27 protein-coding genes are annotated in these 24,944 nt (G+C 44.6%); 6 read left to right on the top strand and 21 right to left on the bottom strand.

Going from position 1 to position 24,944, the window contains the following annotated elements:
* Window positions 1-169: 169 nt before the first annotated feature.
* The 6 genes from ccsB to CXF70_RS12185 form a co-directional block, all read right to left on the bottom strand.
* A complete protein-coding gene (gene ccsB / locus CXF70_RS12210) occupies window positions 170-1,354 on the bottom strand; it encodes a c-type cytochrome biogenesis protein CcsB (RefSeq protein ID WP_101802893.1) in 1,185 nt (394 codons plus the stop codon).
* A complete protein-coding gene (locus tag CXF70_RS12205) occupies window positions 1,351-3,027 on the bottom strand; it encodes a cytochrome c biogenesis ResB family protein (protein WP_101802892.1) in 1,677 nt (558 codons plus the stop codon). Before CXF70_RS12205 ends, ccsB begins: the two co-directional genes overlap by 4 nt.
* Window positions 3,028-3,039: 12 nt before the next feature.
* Entirely contained in the window at window positions 3,040-3,600 is a 561-nt protein-coding gene (gene resA, locus CXF70_RS12200) for a thiol-disulfide oxidoreductase ResA (protein WP_101802891.1), read from the bottom strand.
* Between the two features lie 89 nt (window positions 3,601-3,689).
* The gene (locus CXF70_RS12195) at window positions 3,690-4,421 is read right to left on the bottom strand and encodes a pseudouridine synthase (protein WP_101802890.1); all 732 of its coding nucleotides are present in this window, start codon (window positions 4,419-4,421) and stop codon (window positions 3,690-3,692) included.
* Between the two features lie 31 nt (window positions 4,422-4,452).
* Complete coding sequence (gene scpB, locus CXF70_RS12190) at window positions 4,453-5,049, bottom strand: SMC-Scp complex subunit ScpB (RefSeq protein ID WP_101802889.1); 597 nt, start codon at window positions 5,047-5,049, stop codon at window positions 4,453-4,455.
* A complete protein-coding gene (locus CXF70_RS12185; RefSeq protein ID WP_101802888.1) occupies window positions 5,027-5,800 on the bottom strand; it encodes a segregation/condensation protein A in 774 nt (257 codons plus the stop codon). The genes scpB and CXF70_RS12185 overlap by 23 nt, the downstream gene beginning before the upstream one ends.
* A gap of 59 nt (window positions 5,801-5,859) precedes the next feature.
* On the opposite strand from CXF70_RS12185, the gene CXF70_RS12180 reads away from it, so the two are divergent.
* Window positions 5,860-6,360 (top strand): DUF309 domain-containing protein, encoded by a 501-nt coding sequence (locus tag CXF70_RS12180; RefSeq protein WP_101802887.1) that lies wholly within the window; start codon window positions 5,860-5,862, stop codon window positions 6,358-6,360.
* A gap of 2 nt (window positions 6,361-6,362) precedes the next feature.
* Here CXF70_RS12180 and CXF70_RS12175 read toward each other — a convergent pair whose 3' ends face one another.
* The 7 genes from CXF70_RS12175 to CXF70_RS12145 form a co-directional block, all read right to left on the bottom strand.
* Complete coding sequence (locus CXF70_RS12175; protein WP_101802886.1) at window positions 6,363-6,722, bottom strand: GNAT family N-acetyltransferase; 360 nt, start codon at window positions 6,720-6,722, stop codon at window positions 6,363-6,365.
* A 233-nt stretch (window positions 6,723-6,955) separates the two neighbouring features.
* A complete protein-coding gene (gene lysA / locus CXF70_RS12170) occupies window positions 6,956-8,275 on the bottom strand; it encodes a diaminopimelate decarboxylase (protein ID WP_101802885.1) in 1,320 nt (439 codons plus the stop codon).
* A gap of 61 nt (window positions 8,276-8,336) precedes the next feature.
* The gene (locus CXF70_RS12165; RefSeq protein WP_101802884.1) at window positions 8,337-9,641 is read right to left on the bottom strand and encodes a pyrimidine-nucleoside phosphorylase; all 1,305 of its coding nucleotides are present in this window, start codon (window positions 9,639-9,641) and stop codon (window positions 8,337-8,339) included.
* 18 nt (window positions 9,642-9,659) lie between these two features.
* The gene (gene deoB, locus CXF70_RS12160) at window positions 9,660-10,844 is read right to left on the bottom strand and encodes a phosphopentomutase (protein WP_101802883.1); all 1,185 of its coding nucleotides are present in this window, start codon (window positions 10,842-10,844) and stop codon (window positions 9,660-9,662) included.
* Between the two features lie 68 nt (window positions 10,845-10,912).
* Window positions 10,913-11,815 carry a site-specific tyrosine recombinase XerD gene (xerD, locus tag CXF70_RS12155; protein ID WP_101802882.1) on the bottom strand — a complete coding sequence of 301 codons (903 nt, stop codon included), beginning with the start codon at window positions 11,813-11,815 and terminating at the stop codon, window positions 10,913-10,915.
* Between the two features lie 100 nt (window positions 11,816-11,915).
* Window positions 11,916-12,395, bottom strand: coding sequence for a ferric iron uptake transcriptional regulator (gene fur, locus CXF70_RS12150; RefSeq protein WP_084245431.1), 480 nt, complete (start codon window positions 12,393-12,395; stop codon window positions 11,916-11,918).
* 103 nt (window positions 12,396-12,498) lie between these two features.
* Window positions 12,499-13,050, bottom strand: a complete 552-nt coding sequence (locus CXF70_RS12145; RefSeq protein WP_101802881.1) for an NUDIX hydrolase — start codon at window positions 13,048-13,050, stop codon at window positions 12,499-12,501.
* Between the two features lie 83 nt (window positions 13,051-13,133).
* Between CXF70_RS12145 and CXF70_RS12140 the strand changes: the two genes are divergently transcribed.
* Both CXF70_RS12140 and CXF70_RS12135 read left to right on the top strand, forming a co-directional pair.
* Window positions 13,134-14,036, top strand: a complete 903-nt coding sequence (locus CXF70_RS12140; RefSeq protein ID WP_101802880.1) for an aldo/keto reductase — start codon at window positions 13,134-13,136, stop codon at window positions 14,034-14,036.
* Between the two features lie 286 nt (window positions 14,037-14,322).
* On the top strand, window positions 14,323-15,780 hold the full coding sequence (locus CXF70_RS12135) for a UDP-N-acetylmuramoyl-L-alanyl-D-glutamate--2,6-diaminopimelate ligase (RefSeq protein WP_101802879.1): 1,458 nt from the start codon (window positions 14,323-14,325) through the stop codon (window positions 15,778-15,780).
* Between the two features lie 97 nt (window positions 15,781-15,877).
* Here the strand turns inward: CXF70_RS12135 and guaC are convergent, their stop codons facing one another.
* The 3 genes from guaC to CXF70_RS12120 form a co-directional block, all read right to left on the bottom strand.
* Window positions 15,878-16,861, bottom strand: coding sequence for a GMP reductase (gene guaC / locus CXF70_RS12130; RefSeq protein ID WP_101802878.1), 984 nt, complete (start codon window positions 16,859-16,861; stop codon window positions 15,878-15,880).
* Between the two features lie 154 nt (window positions 16,862-17,015).
* Complete coding sequence (locus CXF70_RS12125) at window positions 17,016-17,225, bottom strand: DUF3886 domain-containing protein (RefSeq protein ID WP_233208628.1); 210 nt, start codon at window positions 17,223-17,225, stop codon at window positions 17,016-17,018.
* Window positions 17,226-17,238: 13 nt separating this feature from the next.
* Window positions 17,239-18,423 carry an acetyl-CoA C-acetyltransferase gene (locus tag CXF70_RS12120; protein ID WP_101802876.1) on the bottom strand — a complete coding sequence of 395 codons (1,185 nt, stop codon included), beginning with the start codon at window positions 18,421-18,423 and terminating at the stop codon, window positions 17,239-17,241.
* Window positions 18,424-18,503: 80 nt separating this feature from the next.
* On the opposite strand from CXF70_RS12120, the gene CXF70_RS12115 reads away from it, so the two are divergent.
* On the top strand, window positions 18,504-19,403 hold the full coding sequence (locus CXF70_RS12115) for a hydroxymethylglutaryl-CoA lyase (RefSeq protein ID WP_101802875.1): 900 nt from the start codon (window positions 18,504-18,506) through the stop codon (window positions 19,401-19,403).
* A 13-nt stretch (window positions 19,404-19,416) separates the two neighbouring features.
* On the top strand, window positions 19,417-20,382 hold the full coding sequence (locus CXF70_RS12110; RefSeq protein WP_101802874.1) for an alpha/beta hydrolase: 966 nt from the start codon (window positions 19,417-19,419) through the stop codon (window positions 20,380-20,382).
* Between the two features lie 43 nt (window positions 20,383-20,425).
* Here the strand turns inward: CXF70_RS12110 and CXF70_RS12105 are convergent, their stop codons facing one another.
* The 5 genes from CXF70_RS12105 to yneA form a co-directional block, all read right to left on the bottom strand.
* Window positions 20,426-20,677: a YneF family protein gene (locus CXF70_RS12105; RefSeq protein ID WP_084245413.1), complete on the bottom strand. Its 252-nt coding sequence runs from the start codon at window positions 20,675-20,677 to the stop codon at window positions 20,426-20,428.
* Window positions 20,678-20,802: 125 nt separating this feature from the next.
* Window positions 20,803-22,803 carry a transketolase gene (gene tkt, locus CXF70_RS12100; protein WP_101802873.1) on the bottom strand — a complete coding sequence of 667 codons (2,001 nt, stop codon included), beginning with the start codon at window positions 22,801-22,803 and terminating at the stop codon, window positions 20,803-20,805.
* Between the two features lie 86 nt (window positions 22,804-22,889).
* Window positions 22,890-23,123 (bottom strand): DUF896 domain-containing protein, encoded by a 234-nt coding sequence (locus CXF70_RS12095; protein ID WP_084246794.1) that lies wholly within the window; start codon window positions 23,121-23,123, stop codon window positions 22,890-22,892.
* A 57-nt stretch (window positions 23,124-23,180) separates the two neighbouring features.
* Complete coding sequence (locus CXF70_RS12090) at window positions 23,181-23,834, bottom strand: YneB family resolvase-like protein (protein WP_084245409.1); 654 nt, start codon at window positions 23,832-23,834, stop codon at window positions 23,181-23,183.
* Window positions 23,831-24,148, bottom strand: a complete 318-nt coding sequence (gene yneA / locus CXF70_RS12085) for a cell division suppressor protein YneA (protein ID WP_101802872.1) — start codon at window positions 24,146-24,148, stop codon at window positions 23,831-23,833. The genes CXF70_RS12090 and yneA overlap by 4 nt, the downstream gene beginning before the upstream one ends.
* A gap of 162 nt (window positions 24,149-24,310) precedes the next feature.
* Between yneA and lexA the strand changes: the two genes are divergently transcribed.
* Window positions 24,311-24,931 (top strand): transcriptional repressor LexA, encoded by a 621-nt coding sequence (gene lexA, locus CXF70_RS12080; protein WP_084245405.1) that lies wholly within the window; start codon window positions 24,311-24,313, stop codon window positions 24,929-24,931.
* Window positions 24,932-24,944: the final 13 nt, after the last annotated feature.

The raw sequence follows: 24,944 nt of genomic DNA, 5'->3' as shown, positions 1-24,944 counted from the left end.
AACTTTCTTCTATTCTTACATTGTACCGATAACATTTCCAAAAATAAATAAAAATGGGTTTCTATATAAGCAGTCAAATCTTATTGAAAAAGCGGATGGAGAAAAATAATGCTTTTTCTCCATCCGCTTTGATTTGATTCCTTTATAAATTCATATGGCTCCGTACCTGTTACGCGTAAGAGTGAAGACCCGCAATAATCAGGTTGACGGCCACCAGGTTGAACATGATGATCGCAAATCCGACAACACCAAGCCAAGCGGATTTCTCCCCTTGCCATCCTTTACCCAGACGCAAGTGAAGATAAGCAGCATAGAACAACCAGGTGATGAGGGCCCATACTTCTTTTGGATCCCAGCCCCAGAAACGTGACCAGGCAATCTGCGCCCAGATCATCGCAAAGATCAATGCACCTAACGTAAACAATGGGAAACCGATGATTACAGCACGGTAATTGATTTCATCCATCAACTGCAGGCTGACGTTTTTGACGAACGGCTTGAAGATTGCCGCAATGCGTTTGCGTGCAAGCAGCCGGATCAGCCAGTACAGAATTGTTCCGACGAAGAACGACCATAATACTGTCGTAATTTTGCTGGCATTGATGATTGCCGGGGTTTCGAAAAACGGCTCCATAGCGCCTTCAGTCAACGAAGTGTATTCATTCATCCCGACTAACGGCGGCATGTTATACGTTATGGAAGACTCATTGCCATCCTTATTGACGTAAGTGAAATCAGCCTCGTAACCCGTCAGTGAGAAATAGCTGCTGGCAATTACAAAGCCCATCACCACAACAAGTGAATACATAATAGCTTCAAGCCAGAAACGCTGTTTCGACTTTTTGTTCATATCAACGACTTTTAAAAGATAAACCAGTCCCGCTCCTGCACTGATTGCAAGTATTCCTTCTGCAATTACGACGGTACTGACGTGAATTGCCAGCCAGTTTGTCTGCAAAGCAGGAATCAGCGGACTGACTTCGCTTGGGAACATACTGGCGAATGCAATGATCAATAATGCAACCGGAAGTACGATCATACCAAGAACCGGTGTTTTATAAAGCAGGTAAAGGACGATAAATCCACCTACTAATGTCATTCCGAAAGCTGTCGTGAATTCAAACATATTGCTGAGTGGTGCATGCCCGGTTGCTGCCCACCGGGTTATAAAATACCCGAGATGTGAGAAGAAACCGATTAAGGTGATGATGAAAGCAATTTTCCCCCAGCGGCCTTCGGATTTAAATGATCCTTCCTTATTGCCTCTGACTGCTCCACCAAAAACAAATGTGGCAATCAAGTACGCTACAAAAGCAACGTACAATAAATTTGAACTTATTTCCTCCATTGTCATGACAATTCATCACCTTCCAGTTTCTGCTCTTTCTTCAGCTTTTCCTGCTTCTCAATTTCTTCCTGCTGGTCAATATAAGGAGGAAGTGATGCGAAGGCGGAAACCTGATCCAGATCTTTCTTTAAACCAAACCAGTTTTTATTGGTATGGCCTGCTAATACCAGTCCGCCGTCCTCTTGTTTTTGAATCCAGAAACGGCGGTGGTTGAAGTACATGCCTTGCGCTACACCTATCATAAAGATCAGGCCGCCAAGACCAAGAATCGGCAATGTTCTGTCTTTACGAATGGTCAGTCCCGAAACATCGCGGGTTTCCGCACTCTGGAATGTTAACTTATACTGGTTTTCTCCCAGAGGTTCAATCGTATTTTGAATGACGATGAAGCTGACTTCACCGTCGGGAGTTTCAGGTGTAAACATTCGTACAAGGAAACCTGGGTTATTCGGAATTGGTGTTTCTGTTTGAGGTTCACCATTTTCAAATCCTGAAAAGTCAGGATAATAGCCGAGCAGATCTACACGTGTGTCATTGCCCAAATCATAGGATTTCTCAGGGTTGACAAGGTCGATTGTGAGCGAACCAAGTGATTCCTCAGTTTCTTTATTCGTCAGATCGAATGTCATCGCTCTCAGTTCGTTTTGACGGAAGTCCATCTGGTAAACTGCGTAGCCATCAAATTTTAAGGGCTGATTGACCCGAATCGCATGCTCTTTAACTTCTTCCATCTCGTCAGTAGCTCCCGGCAGACTTTCTTCCGGTGTCTGATAGAGGACGATGTCCGTCTGATAATTTTTGGCTACGGATCCTACACGATCGATTGCTTCTTCGAATTTCGCATCTTCGCCTTCACCTGTGTAGGTTTCCATTGTGAAGTTTTTGTTTTCTAGGAAGTACCCCGGTGTATCGGGAATAGCCCGCGTTTCACCTTCACGTATCCAAAGCGTTTCGTCCACATAGAATCCAGGCATCATACGCAGCATAACACCAAACAGGAAAATGATGAGGCCTATGTGATTGATGTAAGGGCCCCATCGTGAGAAGCGGCCTTTTTCAGCGAGAAGGCCATTCTTATCCAGTGTAACCTTATACTTCAAATTCTTCAGCTTTTCTTCCGCTTTTTGCATCGAATCCTCAGGTGCAGGACCTTCAGCGTAAATGCGCTGTTTGTTCATAAAGCTGCTGTGGCGCAAAACACGCTGGTTTTTTAATGAACGGTATAAAGGCACGAATCGGTCCAGACTGGCCACAATAAGAGAAATAGCCAGCATCCCGACTAAAAGGATGAACCAGGCAGAACTGTATAAATCATGGAAACCGAGGAAATGATAGATTTTACCGATTTCACCGTAAACATCTGCATAATATGCTTTAATGGTGGCATCATTTCTGACTGGAACATTTACATATTGAGCTTGTGGCAGTATCGTCCCGATTGCTGCTGCAATCAGCAGGATTACGATGATAGAGACTCCGACTTTAACGCTCGAAAAGAAATTCCAGACTTTGTCTATAATCGATTTGTTATAAGTTTGAGATCGACGGGCAGTTCCTTCATAACGCATGTCCGCCAATTTCTTATTTTGTTCTTCTTCTGTCAAAGAACGCCCGCAGGATTCACATAATATCGTCCCCGGCGGATTGACATGGCCACATTTACATTGCATTTTTTCCATCCCAAAAACTCCTTATTGAGGTTTGATTTCTTCCATGAAGCCTTTTATATCCTGTTCCGACATTTCACCGGTGACTATCCTCTGGATGTCGCCTTCCGGATTGACCAACACGGTTGTCGGCAACGGGCGGATATTGTAAGCCGTCATAACCGACTTTGATCTGTCTATCGCTATCGGAAAGGATAAATCAAAACGGTCAGCGAATGACTGCACTTCGAAATCAGATTGGGCGATATTTACTGCAAGTATATGGACGCCTTGATCTTCATACTCTTTATATTGTCTGTCCATAGCCGGCATTTCCTTGACACAAGGTTCACACCAAGTGCCCCAGAAGTTCAGAAATACTCCTTCGCCTTTGTAATCGGAAAGTTTATGTCGGTTGCCCTCCATGTCTTCCAAAGCAAAGTCAGGCGCTTTATCGCCTACTTTAAGCACTTCCACATCATCAGCTGTTACGCTGTTGTAGATGGTGTATCCGATTGCCAGCACTAGCAAAGATAATATAGCTAAACGCATAAAAGCGCGATTTCTTTTTCTATTCGTTTTTTTTGCTTTTTTGTCTTCCGCCATGCTTTTTTCCTCCTCCGAGGTCATTGATGAACCAATTATAGCAAAGTTTCATAGGCAAAAAACCTGGAGTTTTGAAGGGTTTGTGAACGTTAATGCCTCTTTCCGGTTTCAGCCATCACCCGCAGCAATTTCACTTCATGGGCGGTTAACTGGCGTGATTCACCGGCATTCAAACCGTGCAAAGTAAGGAAGCCGAACTGTTCGCGGCTCAGTTTTTGGACTGGGTAGCCGATTGCTTCGAACATTCTTCTGACCTGCCGGTTCCGTCCTTCATGGATGGTTATCTGGACGATTCCCTTTCCTTGTTTCTTATCACCGGACAGAAGTTTCACTTTTGCCGGTGCTGTCATACCATCTTCAAGCTTAAAGCCGCGTTCAAGTTTCTGAAGGTCCTCCTTGGCCGGAATTCCTTTTAACCGTGCTACATAAGTTTTGTCGATTTCATATTTCGGATGTGTGAGGATATTCGCGAATTCACCATCGTTCGTCATGATCAGCAATCCTGAAGTATCATAATCCAATCTTCCAACCGGATAGATCCGTTTGTCGACATCATCGAAAAAGTCTGTTACCACTTTCCGGTTTTTGTCATCGGTCACCGCAGAGATGACACCGCGGGGTTTGTATAATAAATAATATACTTTCTGTTCTTTTTCCAGTTGAACGCCTTCAACTTCAATAGTATCGGATGAAGAAACTTTAGTGCCCAATTCCTTTACCACTTTACCGTTCACGCGTACTTTGCCATCCAAAATCATCTGTTCCGCTTTACGTCGTGAAGCGACGCCGGCATGTGCCAGCATTTTCTGCAATCGTTCCATAAATTCACCCCGTCTAATTTAATCTTCTCTTTTATACTTTTGCTTCTTCTTTGAATGCTTCCTGGAATTTGGTCATGAAAAGATCCGTGTCGCCGTCGTCCTGGTCGCCTTCCGCTTCTTCAGGAAGCGCAGGCAATTCATCCAGATTTTTCAATCCGAAATAATTTAAAAATTCACTGGTCGTTCCGTAAAGGATAGCTCTGCCTGTTCCCTCAGCTCTTCCCACTTCCTGGATAAGCGCTTTGCCGGCCAGTGTGTGAAGCGCTTTTTCACTTTTTACGCCTCTAAGATCTTCAATCTCAACCCTTGTGATTGGCTGTTTATACGCAATGATGGCTAAAACTTCCAATGATGCCTGCGACAGCGATTGGACAGTAGGATTTTCAACAAGCCGCTGAATCGTGTCAGCAACTTCTGTTTTAGTTACCAATTGATAAACTCCAGCCAATTCTTTTATCGTAATGCCTGAGGTCCCGGTTTCTTCATATCTTTTACCCATAACAGCAATTTCATCTTTGATATCTTTTTCTTCGGCTTCTGTTAAGAATTCCAACTGTTTCATCGATAATCCATCGTCCCCTGCAACAAACAGCAATGCTTCTATTTTACTCGAAAGATGCGTCATCATAATCCCACGTTTCCTTTCTAAGCTCGACCATCAGATCGGTGAAATTTTTTTCCTGATCGACCGCCACAACTTGCCGTTTCATCAGCTCCAGCAGCGACAGGAATGATACCACCATCACAGTCTTATCATCGGAAGGGAATAGTTCAGTGAACGGCGTCCTGCCTTTTGCAGCTTTTAAAGTATCGACAATGGATACCATCTGGTCCTTAATGGAAATTTCCTGACGGGCAATCCTTGCTGACAGCGGAGCTTTCAGTTTCTTTCTCCGCATCAGTTTTTGGAATGCTGCCAGCATATCGTATGCATTCACTTCAAGGTCGATATTTTCGAATGGAGCCAAAGTTTGATACTCCGACAAGTCCATCGGCGGTTTAGTGAAAATCGCTGCCCGATTAGCTTCCAGTTCCTTCAGCTGCCCGGACGCTTCTTTGAATTTCCTGTACTCGATAAGACGTGAGACAAGCTCATCTCTTGGATCCTGATCTTCAAACTCATAATCCGGATCTTCAAGGTCGCCCTGGTGCACAGGCAGCAGGGTTTTACTTTTAATCGCCAGCAAAGTTGCTGCAAAAACAAGGTATTCACTTGCTTCATTTAACTCAAGGACTTGCATTGCGCGAATATGCTCCATATACTGAGTAGTGATTTGTGAAACCGGTATATCGTATATATCAATTTCCAAACGGTGTATTAAATGCAATAATAAATCCAGAGGCCCTTCAAAAGCCTCAATCTTTACTTCATAGGACATCCTGCCAACCACCTGACTGTTAAAGATACTCAATATATTATAGTAGAAAGGGGATCAAAATGCACCCACTCCATCACCCGCTCTTTATCCAATACATTATACACTTTAATTTTCATGAAGATTATTTTGAATGCCATGAAGTAGGGGAAGAATACTGGAAAAGTGTCGCACCAAAAGATAAGATGCATCCTCTGGCAGGCTGGATCCAGATGGCAGTCGGCATGTATCATTGGCGCAGAAGCAATTATCCAGGTGCTTTGCGCTCGTTTATCCGCGCAAAAGACAAACTTTCAGATGCAGGGATCTGGACGGAAGGATTCGATGGCACTGTGCTTGCCGAACAATTGGCCGATGCCATAGATGGAGTAACAACACGCCGTGAATTCTCTGCTTATCAACTTCCAATCGTTTCTGATGAACTGACAGCTGAAGTCAGCCGTTATATGACAGAAAACCCGTCAGAAACCCTTGAACCCTATTACCTGATGCATAAACACAGATTGCGGGACCGAACATCCATCATAAATTTAAGGGAACAAAAAAAAAGGCGGAAACTTTAAAATTAAAGTTCGCCTTTTTTTTGTGGACATTTTGTAAGGAAAGCTTCAGTTTCTTTTGTTGCAATCATCTCGCGGTCCTGCATGATCTGTTGGATCTTCTCGATCATCGCATGCCCTATGCCTTCTCCACGATGGGATGGGTTAACGGAAATGTGATGAATGATGAATCGGCTTTCGTCAACTTCAACGCCAAGCAATCCGACGAAATCCTCGCCCTTTTTCCAGAGGTATAACTGCCAATCAGGATTTTCTTCGTATATATGCATAGTCTGCTGCAGCTTTTTAAGCTCACGCTCTTTCGGCATGAACGACAGCAAACCCATCGCTATTTTCTCGAATGATTTTTTGTATCTGAATAACATAGTAATCCCTCGTTTTCTTCTTGAAACAACTTAACTTATCCTACTATATTCTAATCAATAACTCAAGTCTAGGAGAAAAGCGACCTGAAGTCTGGACACAATGAAAAGCTCACCGCTCAATCCTCAAAATCAGACACCCGGAACCTGATCTGCAAAGAAAATCCAATACACGACTCCCCAGCCGATAGCCATCAGCAATAACATTAGAAGCAGTATGATATTATTCTTTTTCATTACAGTTCCGCCTTTACGCCATATTCAAGATCCAGGCTGACAATGTCTTCATGTGTTTCACGTCTGACAGCGAGCTGATGCTTCCCATTTTCAGTGAATACTACTGCAGGACGGGCAATCCGGTTATAATTGCTGGCCATTGAATAGCCGTATGCACCCGTACAGAAAACAGCCAGAATATCCCCTGCTTCCGCTTTCGGCAAAGTTGCCTGTTCAATCAATTTATCCCCGGATTCGCAGCATTTTCCTGCCACCGTGTAAGTTTCAGACAATGCCTGGTGCCCTTTATTGGCAATCATCGAACTATAAGCAGCACCATATAAAGCAGGTCTGATATTATCCGACATTCCCCCGTCCACCGCAATGTATTTCCGTATTTCTGGTACTTCTTTCATCGAACCGATGGTATATAAAGTTGTGCCGGCGTCTCCTACAAGTGAGCGCCCTGGTTCAATCCAGATTTCAGGAACAGGAAAACCGGATTCTTCCGTAATCTGCTTGACCGTATCGATCATTTCCTTCACATATTGTGATGGCTCAAGCGGCTGGTCTTCTTCTGTATAACGGATGCCGAAGCCGCCGCCCAGATTCAGTACTTTACATTGATAATTAAATTCTGTTTGCCATTCAGCCATTTTGGATACCAGCTTGCCGGCTGCCAAGCGGAACGCTGCTGTATCGAAAATTTGGGAGCCGATGTGGCAATGGAGGCCCAGCACATTTAAATATTCATGGTCATATGTCTGTTCAAACGCTCTGTCTGCCTGCCCATTATTCAGATCGAAACCGAATTTCGAATCTTCCTGGCCGGTTGTAATATAGTCATGCGTATGTGCTTCTATACCCGGTGTGACCCGCAGCAGAATATTCATCGGCTGTTTCAACTCTTCCGAGAGAAGTTTCAGCTGTCCGATTTCATGGAAGTTATCAACTACGATGCAGCCGATTCCTTCTCTAAAAGCCATCTGTAATTCATCCAGGCTTTTATTGTTCCCGTGAAAATGGATTTTTTCTTTAGGGAATCCGGCTTTTACCGCAGTAAACAATTCCCCTCCCGAAACGACATCGAGGGATAAGCCTTCCTGAGCCGCGACCTGATAGATGGCGATACTGGAAAAAGCTTTGCTGGCATAGGCTACCTGATAACCGATGCCGGCGGATTCGAATGTTTCCTGAAATGCACGAGCCCGTTTCCTGAACAGCTCGATATCATAAACAAAAAGTGGAGTTCCGTATTCTTTGGCCAATTCGATTGAATCAACCCCTCCGATAGTTAAATGGCCTTGCCCGTCAATGGCTTGTGTACCGTATAAATGCATAGTCACCCTCCTGGAATATGTATTCGAAAAAATCTTGCCGGGAAAACCCGGCAAGATTCTTTTAGTCAGTAATCAATTTTGAAATCAGTTGGATTTTCTCAACCGCTTCATCTTTGAATTCTATACTATTATATAACATTTCTGTGCATTTCGCGATATCCTCTGTATTTGAATAGACAGTTGCGATTGCTTCGCCTTTTTTGACGAAATCGCCGACTTTCTTATGGAGAACGATGCCGACCGCCAAATCGATTTCCGATTCTTTCGTCGCTCTTCCTGCTCCGAGGACCATTGCCGCTGTACCAATTTCATCAGCTTCCATAAAGGAGATATAACCTTCTTTTTGTGAAGGTACTTTTTTTACGAATTTTGCCTGCGGCAATAAGCTGACGTCGTCCACTACTGCAGGATTACCGCCCTGTGCTCCGATGAACTGGCGGAAGATATCCAACGCTTTACCGTTTGCGATAACTTCTTCCAGCATGTTGCGCGCCTCTTCCAGGCTGTCCGCTTTTCCGCCGACTACAACCATCTGGCTGCCCAGAACAAGGCAAAGTTCGGTAAGATCTTCAGGCCCTTTGCCCTGCAACGTTTCAATGGCTTCTTTGACTTCAAGTGCATTACCGATCGCAAAGCCAAGAGGCTGGCTCATATCGGAAATGATCGCCATTGTCTTGCGTCCTGTTGCATTGCCGATGCCGACCATGGCATGCGCCAATTCTTCAGCGTCTTCAGCTGTTTTCATGAATGCGCCTTCGCCAGTTTTGACATCAAGTACGATGGCGTCCGCTCCGGCAGCAATCTTCTTGCTCATGATCGAACTTGCAATCAACGGAATGCTGTTTACAGTAGCCGTTACATCACGAAGTGCGTAAAGCTTTTTATCTGCAGGCGTCAAATTGCCGCTCTGGCCGATGACTGCCACTTTAATATCATTTACCTGCTTGATGAAATCTTCGGTGGATAATTCCACATGGAATCCTTCAATCGCTTCAAGTTTATCTATCGTACCGCCTGTGTGGCCCAGTCCACGGCCGCTCATTTTCGCTACCGGCACGCCGCATGCAGCAACCAATGGCCCAAGCACCAATGTCGTTGTATCCCCGACACCGCCAGTTGAATGTTTATCTACCTTAATGCCGTCGATTGCCGACAAGTCGATCTGATCGCCTGAAGCCGCCATGGCCATTGTAAGATCCGCACGTTCACGGTCGGTCATGTTCTGGAAGTAAGTGGCCATCAGGAATGCGCTCATTTGGTAATCATCGATGTCGCCTGCTGTATAGCCCGTTACTATAAATTGAATTTCTTCTGTCGACAGTTCAAATCCGTCTCTTTTTTTCTCAATCAAATCTACCATTCTCATGAATGTCATCCGCCTTTTTTATTTTAATTTGGATAGGAAGCTTGTGCCGAATTCTGGCATCGGGACGGAAAAGTTCTCCGCAATTGTTGCGCCGATATCTGCAAATGTAGATCCGTGCCCCAATTCTTTCCCAGTTTCGAATCTTGGTGAATACGCCAGCAATGGGACGAATTCGCGAGTATGGTCCGTCCCTGGGAAAGTCGGATCATTGCCATGGTCTGCAGTGATGATCAACAGATCATCATTACCCATTTTTTCAAGCACTTCAGGCAAGCGGCGGTCAAATTCCTCCAATGCTTCTCCATATCCTTTAGGATCGCGGCGATGTCCGAACAATGCATCGAAATCGACCAGGTTAAGGAAACTCAAGCCATTGAAATCTTCTCCTGCCACAGCAGCCAGTTTATCCATTCCATCTCCATTATCTTTTGTGCGCAATGCTTTCGTTACACCCGCTCCATTGTAAATATCATCGATCTTGCCGATGGCAATTACATCTTTGCCATTATCTTTCAACTCATTCATGACTGTGCGGTTAAATGGAGTCAGTGCATAATCATGACGGTTTGAAGTCCGTTTGAAAGCACCTTCTTCTCCGATGAACGGACGGGCGATGACTCGGCCAACCAGGAATTCAGGCGACAAAGTCAATTCACGCGCTATTTCACAGATTTCATATAATTCTTCAAGAGGCACGATGTCTTCATGAGCCGCAATCTGAAGCACGGGATCAGCAGATGTATAAACTATGATCGCCCCTGTTTCCATGTGTTCCGCACCGAGCTCATCCAGAATCTCGGTACCGCTCGCCGGCTTGTTGCCAATCACTTTACGGCCGGTTTTCTCTTCCAGCTGTGCAATCAATTCCTGTGGAAATCCTTCAGGATACACTTTAAATGGCGTGTCGATGTTTAAGCCCATGATTTCCCAGTGCCCTGTCATCGTGTCTTTGCCGACAGATGCTTCCTGAAGCCTTCCATAATAGGCTTCAGGGGCAGAAACTGGTGAAATCCCCTGAACAGTCTTAATATTCCCAAGGCCCAGTTTTTCCATATTCGGCATATTGAGTCCGCCGATTGATTCTGCTATATGGCCAAGGGTATCCGAACCGGTATCCCCGAACGCTGCCGCGTCTGGAGCTTCACCGATCCCTACTGAGTCCAAAACAATTAAATGAATGCGGTTAAAAATTTTATTTGTCATTTAACATCCTCCTTATTTACAATTATATTCTATCATATATTCCACTATTGTCAGATGTCAGACCTATTCTAAGCTCTCGGATGAAATTGGGAGTATACGTCTTTTAATCTTGTTTTGCTTACATGAGTATAGATTTGAGTCGTGGAAATATCGGCGTGTCCCAACATTTCCTGCACCGCGCGCAGGTCTGCGCCGTTTTCGATTAGATGTGTGGCAAATGAGTGTCTTAATGTATGCGGTGTCAATTCTTTCTGAATGCCAGCTTTTTGTGCATGCTGCTTCAGTAATTTCCAAAAACCCTGCCTAGTAAGTCTTTTACCCCGTTGGTTGATGAATAATGCGTCAGTTGTCACACCTGTTTTCGCCAGTTCGCTGCGCGGGCCAGATAAATAGTCTTTGCAGGATGCGAGTGCTGATTTGCCCAGTGGAATAATACGCTCCTTGCCGCCTTTCCCGAAGCAGCGGACAAAGCCCATGGTCAAATTGACATCTTCCATATCGAGATTTATGCATTCGCTTACACGCATGCCACTGGCATACAACAATTCAAGCATCGCCTGATCTCGCTTTCCATTGGCTTTTGAAGTATCGGGTGCTTCTATCAGTGCATCAACTTCTTCAATCGATAATACATTCGGCAATTTTTTGTCCATTTGCGGCATTTCAAGGTGTACTGTCGGATCTTTATCCACAATACGTTCCCTGATCAGAAACTGATGGAACGAGCGAATAGACGAAATATGCCTTGCCACAGTTCTTGAAGACATGGTGGTCTCCTTCAAGTGGCTGAGGTGATTCAAGATATGTACTCTTTCCACATTACGCAGTGAATCCAATTGCTCCACTTCTTTTAAATATTGGAGGTAACTTTTCAGATCGCGCTCATATGAGGTTAATGTATTGGCAGCAAGTTGCCGTTCGACTCTCAAAAACTGCAGATAATCATCCAATGCATCTTTTCCGTATTTCATTGTCCACGCCTCCTTCGTTTATCTCAATTCCCTTGTGCCGATATCTAAAAATCACTTCATATAAACGAAATGAAACAAAAAAAACGGCCATAACTGGCCGTTACTCCCCATCGCCTCGATTTTCTGGTGAATCCTGTGAGCTGCGGTCATGGCAGCGCCAACAGATGCCATGGAAAGTAAGACGATGGTCTTTAATTTGAAAGTTCCAGCGTTTTTCTACGACATTTTCTACATCTTCCAGTAAATCTTCCTGTATTTCATCCACTGCCCCACATTCAAGGCATACGAGATGGTGATGGAAATGCGCGGCGCCTTCCTGACGCAAATCATAGCGTGACACGCCATCACCGAAATTTATTTTGTCGACAATTTTTAATTCAGTCAATAGCTCCAATGTCCGATAAACTGTAGCCAGCCCGATTTCCGGTGCGATATCCTTCACTAACAGATAGACGTCTTCTGCACTTAAATGGTCCTCTTCATGGTCTAGCAAAACTCGAACTGTCGCTTCGCGCTGTGGCGTCAATTTATAGCTCGCAGCGTGTAATTGCTTCTTGATCCGATCAATCCTGGTTTCCATGCGACGCCCTCCCTCAAACTGACTCCATTATATCAAATGTCAGTTCTCAATTACAAGGATCCTTGCCGCGATTAATTATAATCATTATAAAGTACGAATCGTACTAATTCTCAATTGATAATCGTTGTTTTGCCCAAAGCACGGCAAAAGCAGTTTTCGCATCAAAGATCCGGTTGTCCTGCATCATTTTTTCTGCTTCTTCAATCGATACTTCCAGCAATTCGACGAATTCGTCATCATCGAGTACTGCTCCTGATTCGGCTTTTCGCAGTCCTTCAGCTAAAAAGAGGTGTATGACTTCATCCGCGAATCCTGGAGATGTAGAGAATGATTGGATCAACTCGAGCGATTCAGCCGTATAACCGGTTTCCTCTTCCAGTTCCCGCATAGCAGTCGTTTCAGGAGCCTCCCCCTTTTCAAGCTTGCCAGCCGGGACTTCGATGATCGAACGCTCCAACGCTTTTCTGTATTGCTCCACCATGATGATTTTCTTATCCGGGGTTATTGCCAGTATCGCCACTGCACCTGGATGTTCGATTAATTCGCGCTTGGATGTATGACCATTGGGCAATGTGACTTCATCCACTTTTAAATTAATGACCTTTCCTTCATAAATACGTTCAGAACTGATTGATCTTTCTTCAAATTTTTTCATGCCGCGCCTCGTTTCATTTGTGGTTTTTCTAACGCAAAGTATACCATAGAAAGAACATCAATCTTATAACGGGGTGAAGCAAATTGAGAAAGAGAAGATTAGGAAACAGCAGTCTTAATGTCAGTGAAATTGCGCTCGGGTGCATGTCTTTGCCGGACAATCCGAAAGAAGCGAAGGCTATTGTGGACGAAGCGCTTGATTTTGGCATAAGTTATTTTGATACCGCCGATTTTTACGGCAAAGGGCAAAACGAAGAACTTGTGGGTCGAAGCCTCGGAGGCAAAAGGCAAGACATAATTTTGGCCACTAAAGTCGGCAATGAGTGGAACGAGGAAACAGACGATGTAACATGGAATCCATCTGCCGTCTATATCAAATCGCAAGTGCATAACAGCCTCCGCAGGCTGAAAACGGATTATATCGATTTGTATCAGCTGCATGGCGGAATGATAACCGATCCTTCCGATGAAACAATCGATGCGTTTGAATCGTTGAAAAAAGAAGGGGTGATACGGGAGTACGGCATTTCGTCAATACGGCCGAATGTCATCAGACGTTTCTTGAAAAATAGCGACATCGCATCCATCATGATGCAATTCAGCCTTCTTGACCGTCGTCCCGAGGAATTCCTTGATGAGATCGCTGAGGCCGGGGTGTCTGTAGTGACTCGTGGATCGCTGGCCAAAGGTCTATTGACTTCCGAAGCTTTGGTCCGCGCTGGCGATACTGATGGCTATATGGATTACAGCCAGCCTGAACTTCTGGCAGCTCTTAAAGAACTTCTTTCTATTGAAAACAACTTAAACGCACTGGCGCTTCATTCGGTGCTGCAACACGATACAGTTGCATCGGTTGTGGCCGGCGCAAGTTCACCTGATCAAATACGAAATACCATCGCCGCTTACGACAGTGCAATTTCTGCCGAGCAAATCGAAGCTGCCGGCTTGATCACCAAGCAGTCAAGGTATAAAGAACACCGTGAATAAAAGAATTTTCCTTATCTCTAATAATCCAAAATAATGCAAGGGGCTGATACGATTTTAATTGTATTCGCCCTTCTTTTGTAATAGACTGAATAGTAAGAATTATTCGTATAATAAAAAAGTAGTAGTGCTAAAGTTGCTTGGTTTCAAATCAATGGCATGCTCTAATGGTATAAGGCCCTCGCCTTTCAATAATTGAATCACGATGTATATAAACAGCCAGAAGATGTTCAGCCACCCCAGATAAGCTGAGTGTAAAAAATTATCGATAGAAAGGTCAGCATATCTAATGAAACTAACTCAACTAATTAAAGGACTCATACCCCAAAACAGCATAGAAGAAGATTTACATGACCTGGTTATCAAAGGCATAGCTGACAGCTCCCAGGAGGTCGAAGAGGGGTTTGTTTTTATTGCCATAAAGGGCTATAAGGACGATGGGCACAATCATATCGCGCACGCTATTCAAAAAGGCGCCACGTTAATAGTCGGTGAACAGGAGCTGGAAGAATTGCCTATCCCTTATCTTCGTGTGGAAAATGCACGGATGGCCCTAGGAATCCTTTCCAAAAACTTCTATGGAAATCCTGCCAGCGGCAAGTTGATGATCGGCATAACCGGGACTAATGGCAAAACAACAACCAGTTATCTTGTAAAGCATCTTCTTGAGCAGAATGGCATTACATGCTCCGTTATGGGAACAATACAAAATATCGTCAATGGTGAATCGATTAAAAGTGCCAATACCACCCCCAGTTCGCTGATCCTGCAAAAATTGCTTGCAGAAAGCCATGACGATGCGGTCGTGATGGAAGTCTCTTCACACGGATTGACTCAACATCGTATAGAAGGAATCGAATTTGATGTCTGCATGTTTACGAACCTTCATCATGAACACCTCGATTATCACGGGTCAATGGAAAGTTACTACGAAGCTAAGTCAATTCTTTTCGAACATCTGAAGCCGACGGGTACAGCAATCATAAATACAGATGATGAATGGGGAGAAAAGCTGGACCGGGAACTCCGTGCAAAAGGACGGGACGTCTGGAGCATCGGACAGGCTCAGCACAGCAGATTCCGTATAGAGTCTTTCGACATGGAGCATTCGACCCTTTGTTTGGCGGGCGAAGAAAAAACATTAATCCAGTCTCCTATGGCAGGCATCCATAACATCTATAATTCGCTGATGGCATACGCAGCTGCTTTGGCGGTTGGTGTAAAAAAAGATGATATCCTCTCCAGTATAAAAAATTTTCCGGGCGTCGAAGGCAGATTTGAAACATCCAAAACTGGAAAAGGCGTTATTGTAATTGTAGATTACGCTCACACGCCCGATGCGGTTTTTCATTGCCTGACCACCGCCAAAGAAGCAGGTGCCAACCAGATTACACACATCTTCGGCTTCAGGGGTGACCGTGATTCTTCCAAGAGACGGGAAATGATCGAGATTACATCGAATATCAGTGATCGGTATATCATAACCACTGATGATCTGAATTCAGTGCCCGCTGAAGAAATGCAGTTGCATTATATAGAATTGAACGAGCAGTACGGCAACGAAAAAGGGCTCATTCAGATGGACCGGACAAGGGCGATTAAAGATGCGATCGACAGCAGTTCCGAAGGCGACTGGGTTGTGATAACCGGAAAAGGGCATGAAAAATACAGTCATCAATTCGAGCTGCCGACTGAATCCGATAAGGAAACGGTGAAATTCATGGTTGAACCGCCAAGCGCCGAATGACTGGCCGCTCCTTTTTGACATATTGAAAAACCGCTGTGGAAAGAAGAGTTGCCTCACTCTTTCCACAGCGGTTTTATTTATGGTCTAAAGTTTTCTATCAATAAACCTTATCACCGTTAAAGATTGAATTTTTAACAATTACATAATCCACATAGCGGATGGCTTCCAGTTTATCCCCGCCTGCATAAGAAATGGACGATTGCAGATCCTGCTCCATTTCAGTTAGCGTGTCCTGCAGTGACCCCCTGTATTCCACATACAACCGTTTACCTTCCACATTCTTCTTTTCCCCTTTTTGGAATTCAGAAGCAGATCCGAAATATTCTTTGTATAACACTCCATCTGTCTCCACTGTTTCCCCTGGAGATTCTTCATGGCCAGCGAACAATGACCCGATCATCACCATGGAAGCTCCGAAACGAACTGATTTAGCGATATCCCCATGTGTACGTATTCCACCATCAGCGATTATCGGTTTGCTTGCTGCTTTTGAGCATAATCTTAATGCCGCCAGCTGCCAGCCTCCGGTTCCAAAACCAGTCTTGATCTTTGTGATACATACTTTTCCGGGTCCGATCCCGACTTTCGTGGCGTCCGCTCCCGCATGTTCCAACTCTCTGACCGCCTCCGGTGTACCAACGTTCCCGGCAATGAGAAAACTTTCAGGCAGCAGCCCTTTAATGTGTTTGATCATATTTATGACCGAATCGGAATGGCCGTGCGCCACATCAATCGTAATGTACTCCGGCACTAATCCTTCATCAGCCAACTGCTGGATGAAGCTGTATTCTTCTTCTTTTACGCCTACACTTATGGATGCAAAGAGATTCCGGTTCTGCATATCCTTCACAAAATCAATGCGCTGTTCTGGTTTGAACCGGTGAAGTATATAGAAATAATCATTTTCCGCAAGGTATACCGCAATTTTTTCATCGATGATCGTCTGCATATTGGCAGGCACAACCGGCAGTTTAAAGCTGCGGCCTCCGAACTTGACTGATGTATCACAATCAGAACGGCTATTTACAATTGCTTTTGCAGGAACTAACTGAATATCTTCGTAATCAAATACATTTTCCATCATTAACACTCCTATATACGAACATTTAATTTAAATCCATAGGTTATCGTACGTCATTTGAGAGCGTATTGCAAGTGTTCGATATACAAAAAATTCACGTGATAAAAAAAGACCCGAAGCTGCTGACGCATGCTCCGGGACACTCGAATTCAAACTAATATTTACCGCCTTGGTCGCCATGCTTTTCCAGTAGTTCAGCGAAAGACATATTTTTTTCACGCTGTTTCTTTTCAAAAAGCCGTTTGGCTTCTTCCTCTTCCCTTCGCTGCTGTTCTTCAGCCTGCAACGCTTTTTTAGTATCTTTCAGCTTTGCCAATACTTCGTCATTGAATAATGAATTATCCTGATTTTCCTTTTTTGCCAATAAAAACAGCTCCTTATGCGCGTTTAACGATTGTGGCGACTCCTTGGCCCCCGCCGATGCACAAGGTTGCCAGTCCTGTTTTGGCGTCACGTTTCTGCATTTCATGTAAAAGTGTGACAAAAATGCGTGTTCCGCTCGCTCCAATCGGATGTCCGATTGCAATAGCCCCACCGTTGACATTCAAAATTTCGTGGTTGAATTTCAATTCGCGGTCGACTGCAATGGATTGAGCGGCGAATGCCTCATTCGCTTCGATCAACTCGATGTCTTCCAGCGTCATATCCGCTTTTGCCAAAGCATTTTTGACTGCTTGAACCGGTCCGATGCCCATGATTGAAGGATCTACTCCCGCATTGCCGTTTGCCGCAATAGTTGCGAGAGGTGTCAAACCAAGTTCATCCGCTTTCGCTTTTGTCATTACAACTACCGCGGCAGCCCCGTCATTGATGCCTGATGCGTTTCCGGCTGTTACACTGCCGTCTTTTTTGAAAGCCGGACGCAATTTGCCCAGTTTTTCTTCTGTTGAAGAGGCTTTAATATATTCATCTTGTGAGAAAACAATCGGATCCCCTTTGCGCTGCGGAATTTCAACAGGTACGATTTCGTCCTGGAATTTGCCCGCTTCAACCGCAGCAGCAGCTCTAGCCTGCGAACGCGCTGCGAATTTGTCCTGCTCTTCCCGTGAAATCCCATACATATCGCAGAGATTTTCAGCAGTGTTGCCCATATGGTAATCGTTGAAAGCACATGTCAGTCCATCTGAGATCATGCTGTCGACAACTTTCTGGTCGCCCATACGGAATCCGCCGCGTGCATTTTCAAGCAAATAAGGTGCACGGCTCATATTTTCCATTCCGCCGGCAACAACGATTTCAGCATCGCCCGCAAAAATTGCCTGATACGCTAAATGGATCGATTTCAGCCCTGAACCACAAACTTTATTGATTGTCATGGATGGAACAGTTTCCGGCAGGCCGGCATTGATAGCCGCCTGGCGTGCAGGGTTTTGGCCCAAGCCCGCCTGCAGGACGTTGCCCATGATCACTTCCGATATTTGATCAGGTTTTAAAGATGCGCGATTTACCGCTTCTTTTATAACGATAGCCCCGAGTTCCGTGGCCGGCACATCTTTTAGACTCCCCTGGAATGCTCCAACAGCAGTTCTCACTGCGCTTACGATTACGATTTCCTGTGACATTTTCCTTTTCCCCCTTGTTTGATTGAAACTGGTTGCTCTTTTATCCCCCGCATAGATACAATGGAATCAGGGGGGATACTATGTTAAGTTTACCAAAAAAAGTTACGATTATCGAGGTCGGACCGCGTGACGGCTTGCAAAATGAAAAGCAGCTGGTTGCAACCGAAGATAAATTGCAGTTTATCGAAGGGCTTCAGCAAGCCGGCGTGGAAGAAATGGAATTGACTTCTTTCGTGTCACCTAAATGGGTGCCTCAAATGGCGGATTCAAAAGAAATCGTGGCCGGCACTAAAAAAATGGGCCGCCAATTTGTGCTGACGCCGAACGAACGAGGAATCCAATCCGCGTTGGAAGCCGGCGCGGATGCACTTGCCGTATTCGTCGGAGTTTCAGATTCTTTTAATAAGAAGAACATCAATAAATCTACAGCAGAAAGCATGGAAGCTTTAAAACCGTTGATCCACAAACTGAAAGAGGATGGCATTTTTGTCCGGGCCTGTATATCGACAGCATTTTACTGCCCATTCGAAGGCGCCGTGAAACCGGAAGACACTATCCGCTTATGCCGGCAGTTCGTTGATTGGGGTGTCGATGAATTGAGTGTTGCCGATACAATCGGCATGGCAAATCCTGCTGAAAGTTATCGTTTATTTAAACAATTAAAAGAAGCTTTTCCAACAACTTTGATCACTGCCCATTTCCATGACACACGGAAAATGGCGTTAGCCAATATTTTCGCCGCCTTGCAAACGGGCGTCGACCGCTTCGACACATCAGCCGGCGGTTTAGGAGGATGCCCTTTTGCACCCGGAGCCACCGGAAATGTCGCCACGGAAGATGTCGTCAACATGCTTCATCGCATGGACATCGAAACCGGCATTGACTTAGATCTATTGTCCAAAGCAATTGAAAAAATCGAATCCCATGTGTCAAATCCGATTAATACGGGAATATATACTTTATACAAAAACCGTTCTTAAAGGAGCTTTGGCTATGAGAAGACGAATTCTTCAAGTATCGGCGGCAATATCTAGCACTTTTACACTATTGGCGACTGCTGCAGGAATCCTTGCCAGCAATCGGCTTATGTATGTTAAGAAAAAGGACGAAGAGCTGATACTGGAGCGTGAAACCTCAGCCAAGCGTTACGATGAAGTTTGGTATGCCAATGTAAAGAAAGAAGAACGATGGATCGAGTCGGAAAACGGCTACAACGTACATGCTATTTTCCTTGAACCCCACGACACTGATCATTATGTCATCATCTGCCACGGGGTTACCGAAACGAAAGTGAACTCATTCAAATATGCTCGCATGTTCGAGGAGCTGGGTTACAATTCAGTGGTCTATGACCATAGGCGCCACGGAGGTTCAGGCGGCAAAACGACCAGTTTTGGACATTATGAGAAGTTTGATCTGAAAGCGGTGGTCGATATGCTTAAAGAGCATGTCGGTCCAAAGCTGGTTTTCGGCATCCATGGCGAATCCATGGGAGCCGCCACAACACTGCTTTATGGAGGGATGCGTGATGATGCCGCTTTTTATATTTCCGATTGCGGCTACTCAGACATTTCTGAACAGATCCTTCATGTGATGCAAACAACCACACCGCTCAAGACGCCGCTTGCTTTGAAACTTGCCGGCTTTTTCATGAAATTACGGGATGGCTATCATATCAGTACAGTTTCACCCCGTGAAGCGGTCAAATTGATCGAAAAGCCCGTCCTTTTCATCCACAGCTTGCCTGATGATTTCGTCCTACCTGAAATGAGCATCGAAATGCACGGGATTAAAAAAGGGCCGAAATCTTTGAAGTTGTTTGATAAAGGTGCCCATGCCCAGTCTTTCAATGAGAATCCGGTGGAATACAAAGAAACGGTCTCTGAATTCCTTAACAATCATGGAGTCAATCCTGCAGGAAAGAATAAGGACAGCGCCCTTACGGCAGCGTTGAAATAAAACAATAAAATCCAAACAAAAAAAGCACTCAGCTGAGTGCTTTTTATTTTTTAGCCGTTTTAACTTTTTTATCAGGCTTAGTAGACGCTTTATTCATTTGAGTCATCATTTGATTGATTTTCTTCTGAGATGGTTTTTGTCCCATTTGCATCATCATGATGCGGAGCATTTCTTCGTTAATCGGTGGATTGTCTTGCAGATATTTCATCATGTAACGACGTGCGATGAAGAATCCAAGAGCAACACCTGCGAGCAAAGCGAAAATCACGATTACGATCCAGATCCATGTATCCAAAATTATTACCTCCCTCGTGTTGCTTAAATATAATAGTACACCCAGAAAATTATACTATAAAACAAGCTCACTGACCATAACAAGAAAAAAAGAAAAAGCGGGAGCTTATTCGCTCCCGCAACTTATTATTCATTGATCAACATTTTGACTTTGGCTGCTACATTTTCCGGAGTGAAACCGAACTCTTCCATAATGCGCTGACCTGGAGCACTTGCTCCGAAACGGTCAATCGCCAGGACATCGCCTTCATCCCCAGTGTAACGATCCCATCCAAAAGATGAGCCCATTTCAATGGCAAGACGTTTCTTGACAGTCGGCGGGATAACGGATTGTTTGTATTCCTTATCCTGCTTCTCGAAGCGATCCCACGATGGCATTGAAACAACGGATACAGTAATCCCTTCTTCCGCCAATTGTTTTTGCGCTTCAACAGCAAGGCTCACTTCTGATCCTGTCGCAAGCAATAAAGCCTGTGGATTCTCAGCGCCTGAAATCACATAAGCACCTTTTTCAACGCCTGATGCCGAAAGTTCACCAGTCTGCTCCAGTACAGGGAGATCCTGACGGGAAAGGACCAGCAGCGTAGGATGTGATTTAGCCGTAAGAGCCAACTTCCATGCCTGTTTCGTTTCATTGGCATCAGCCGGACGGATCACGTTCAGATTCGGCATTGCGCGAAGAGATGCCAAATGCTCAACAGGTTCATGCGTCGGTCCGTCTTCTCCAACAGCAACACTGTCGTGTGTAAATACGTATGTGACAGGCAAGCCCATCAATGCTGATAAACGGATTGCCGGACGGACGTAGTCACTGAATACGAAGAAAGTACCGCCGAAGACGTGTAATCCTCCATGCAGCGCCATACCATTCAAAGCAGTTCCCATTGCAAATTCACGGACACCGAACCAGATATTGCGACCTGATGGATTTTCAGCGTCAAAATCGCCGCCATCTTTGATATTCGTTTTGTTAGAACCGGCCAAATCAGCACTTCCGCCGAAGAATGAAGGAACTGTTTTAGCGATTGCGTTGACCATGTCGCCTGATGATGAACGTGTCGCCTGTTTCTTGCCGACTTCATATTCAGGGAATTCCGCTTCAAAGTCTTCTGGAAGATCACCTTGGATGGCAGCTTTTAACTGTGCAGCCAATTCCGGATGTTCTGATTCGTATTGTTCGAATAATTTATTCCATTCAGCTTCCGCTTTGCCGCCAAGCTCATCGGTCGCTTTTTCGAAAGTTTCGTATACTTCTTCCGGTACATGGAAATCCTGGTCGAAAGTCCACTCGTAATATTCCTTTACAAGTTTCATCTCGTCTTCGCCCAGTGGAGCACCGTGCGCATCGGCTTTACCGGATTTATTAGGTGCACCGTAACCGATGACAGTCTTCACTTCAATTAAAGTCGGTTTGTCGGAAGATTGTTTAGCTTTTGCGATCTTCTCTGACAAATCATCCAATTCATTGCCGTCTTCCACTCGAAGATAATTCCAACCATATGATTCGAAACGCTTACGGATGTCTTCAGAAAAACTCATGCTGAGATCTCCATCAAGCGAAATATCATTGCTGTCATAAAGAACAACTAATTTGTTGAGCTTCAAGTGGCCTGCCAGTGAAATCGCTTCGCCAGCAACGCCTTCCATCAAATCTCCGTCTCCGCATAACGCGAATGTATGATGATCCACTACATTCATTTCGTCTTTATTATAAGTGGCGGCTAAATGTTTTTCTGCCATAGCCATACCAACAGCCATACCAATTCCTTGCCCAAGAGGACCTGTTGTTGCTTCTACTCCCACTGTGTGGTGATATTCAGGATGTCCTGGAGTTTTAGAATCCCATTGACGGAAATTCTTGATCTCGTCCATTTCAAGTCCGTAGCCACTTAAATGAAGCAAGCTGTATAGAAGCATCGAGCCGTGTCCTGCTGATAAGACAAAACGGTCACGGTTGAACCACTCAGGATTTTTCGGGTTATGGTTCATGTGTTTCGTCCACAAAGTATATGCCATTGGAGCTGCGCCCATCGGCAAGCCAGGATGGCCTGAATTCGCTTTTTCAATCGCATCGATGGATAGTGTGCGAATTGTTGTTACTGCTAGTTGATCTGTATGGTTCGACATCGTAACATCCTCTCTGATACAAAAATTTACTCCCTTTCTAGTTTAGTCAACAATAGAAAAGAATACAACGAAAAAGAGAATAAGTATTAATTCAAATACTTATTCTCTCGGTTATTTTTGACCTTTTCCGGAGTCACATCATTTCCGTTCGGATCTATTACTGTAACGTTTTCAATAGTGCCTCTCATCGTCTTGCGGAACGTCTGCAAATATTCCTGTCTTAATGCACTTTGTTCCTTGGCCTCTTCTATTGATAAGCCATCAGTTTTTGACTTTTTGGCAAGTTCATTGATTCGATTCATTTTTTCAGGTATTAACATATACATCCGCCTTTCTCCCTTCATATGGTATAAAAATTGAAAGGCAGTTGCAAGAATTTAGTTTTGCGATAGTTTCTGAAACTCCCTGTACCGTCTGTGCACAGTAGCTTTACTGGCCTTATAGCCGAAGCCCTCAAGGGTAACAGCAATCTCATGGAATGTCAGCCCGCTGTTTTTCAGGCTGACAATCTGATCCAAAGGCAATTCCAGTCTTTCCCTGCCCTGCGGATTGCCTTTTCCTTTCAAATTCTTCTCTGGCTTGTAGCCGTTTTCGACCGCCCGCCTCATGCCACGTTTAATCTTGGCATTATGTATTTTCCGTTGGTATTCTTCAACGATGGCCAATATTTCCAGCACCATATCATCCATATCATTCAAGGCAATCTGCCCTTTGTCCGACAAGGTATATACTTCAACCCCATATTTTTTCATGACATGAAGAAGCGCTATCCTGGCGTGTCCTCTGCCAAGACGTGTTTCATCCTGGACAAAGACAGCATCCAACTTCTCTGTCTTGATGCTGTTAAGCATCTCCAGCAATCCATCCCTGTCCATTTCATAACCGCTGTGTTGATCACGAAAAATTCGCTCCACTAAATAGCCCTGCTCGAACGCAAATTTCAAAAGTTCCTCTTCCTGGCGGTCGAGCGATGTTTCCTGTGCTTCTTTATCCGTGCTCACACGGCAATAAATGAAAGCTTTTTTCTTCATTCGGAATCACTCGCCAATTTATAAGTCCCGTCCGGCACATAATCCAGATGCTCATCAGGAATTTTCAGAGTCTGTCCTGCTGTAATGATCGGTGCATTCAATTTATTTTCTTTCATAATTCCATCAATCCATTCGTGATGTGGTATATTGCCGCTGTATTCATCGGCAAGCGTCCATAAGGTGTCCCCTTGTTCGATTTTAAGCTGGACCATATGGGCCTCTTCACTATTATGGGAGAGTGCTGAATAAAATGAAAGGATAAGTACCAAAGTGAAGAATAGGAAAACAAATGAATTTCTACGAATGTAAGCCATTGAAATCTCCTCCTAGAATATGTGTTCGGAATGTATGTTCTTATAATAATGCGAACACGTGTTTTTGTCAAGGCGAAATTCGAACCTATGTTTGCATTTCATTGCCCAAGTTGATATAATAAAAGTAGAAAATAAGAAGTTCAAATAAAAGAGGTGAAACTGTTGAAGAAAGTATCGAAACGCCAGGAAGATATCTTGACTTTCATCAAAGATGAAGTGCGTGAAAAGGGTTATCCACCCTCCGTCCGTGAAATCGGCGAGGCAGTTGGTCTGGCATCCAGTTCTACAGTCCATGGCCATTTGGCAAGACTTGAAAGCAAAGGGCTTATCCGACGTGACCCGACAAAACCAAGAGCGATCGAAGTTATATCCACTGATGAAGCGCTTATCGACAAAAGCCCGGTGCTGCATGTTCCGTTAATCGGTAAAGTAACCGCAGGGCAGCCAATCACAGCTATCGAGAACGTTGAAGAGTATTTCCCGCTACCCCAATCCTATGGTACTGATGATGATCACATCTTCATGCTTGAAATCATGGGTGAAAGTATGATCGAAGCTGGCATACTCAACGGCGACTATGTCATCGTCAAGCAGCAGCAGACAGCAAATAACGGCGACATAGTTGTAGCGATGACTGAAGAAGACGAAGCAACTGTCAAACGTTTCTTCCGGGAAGACAATTATTTCCGCTTACAGCCTGAAAATTCTTCAATGGATCCAATCATTGTTGAAAGTGTATCCATTTTGGGCAAAGTTGTAGGCGTTTACCGTCAGATCCAATAATATACAGAAAGAG

Source organism: Planomicrobium sp. MB-3u-38 (assembly GCF_002836425.1).
In the GTDB taxonomy this organism is placed as follows: domain Bacteria; phylum Bacillota; class Bacilli; order Bacillales_A; family Planococcaceae; genus Planococcus; species Planococcus okeanokoites.
The sequence above is the reverse complement of the archived record's forward strand: the minus strand, read 5'-3'. Positions and strand labels throughout refer to the sequence as shown.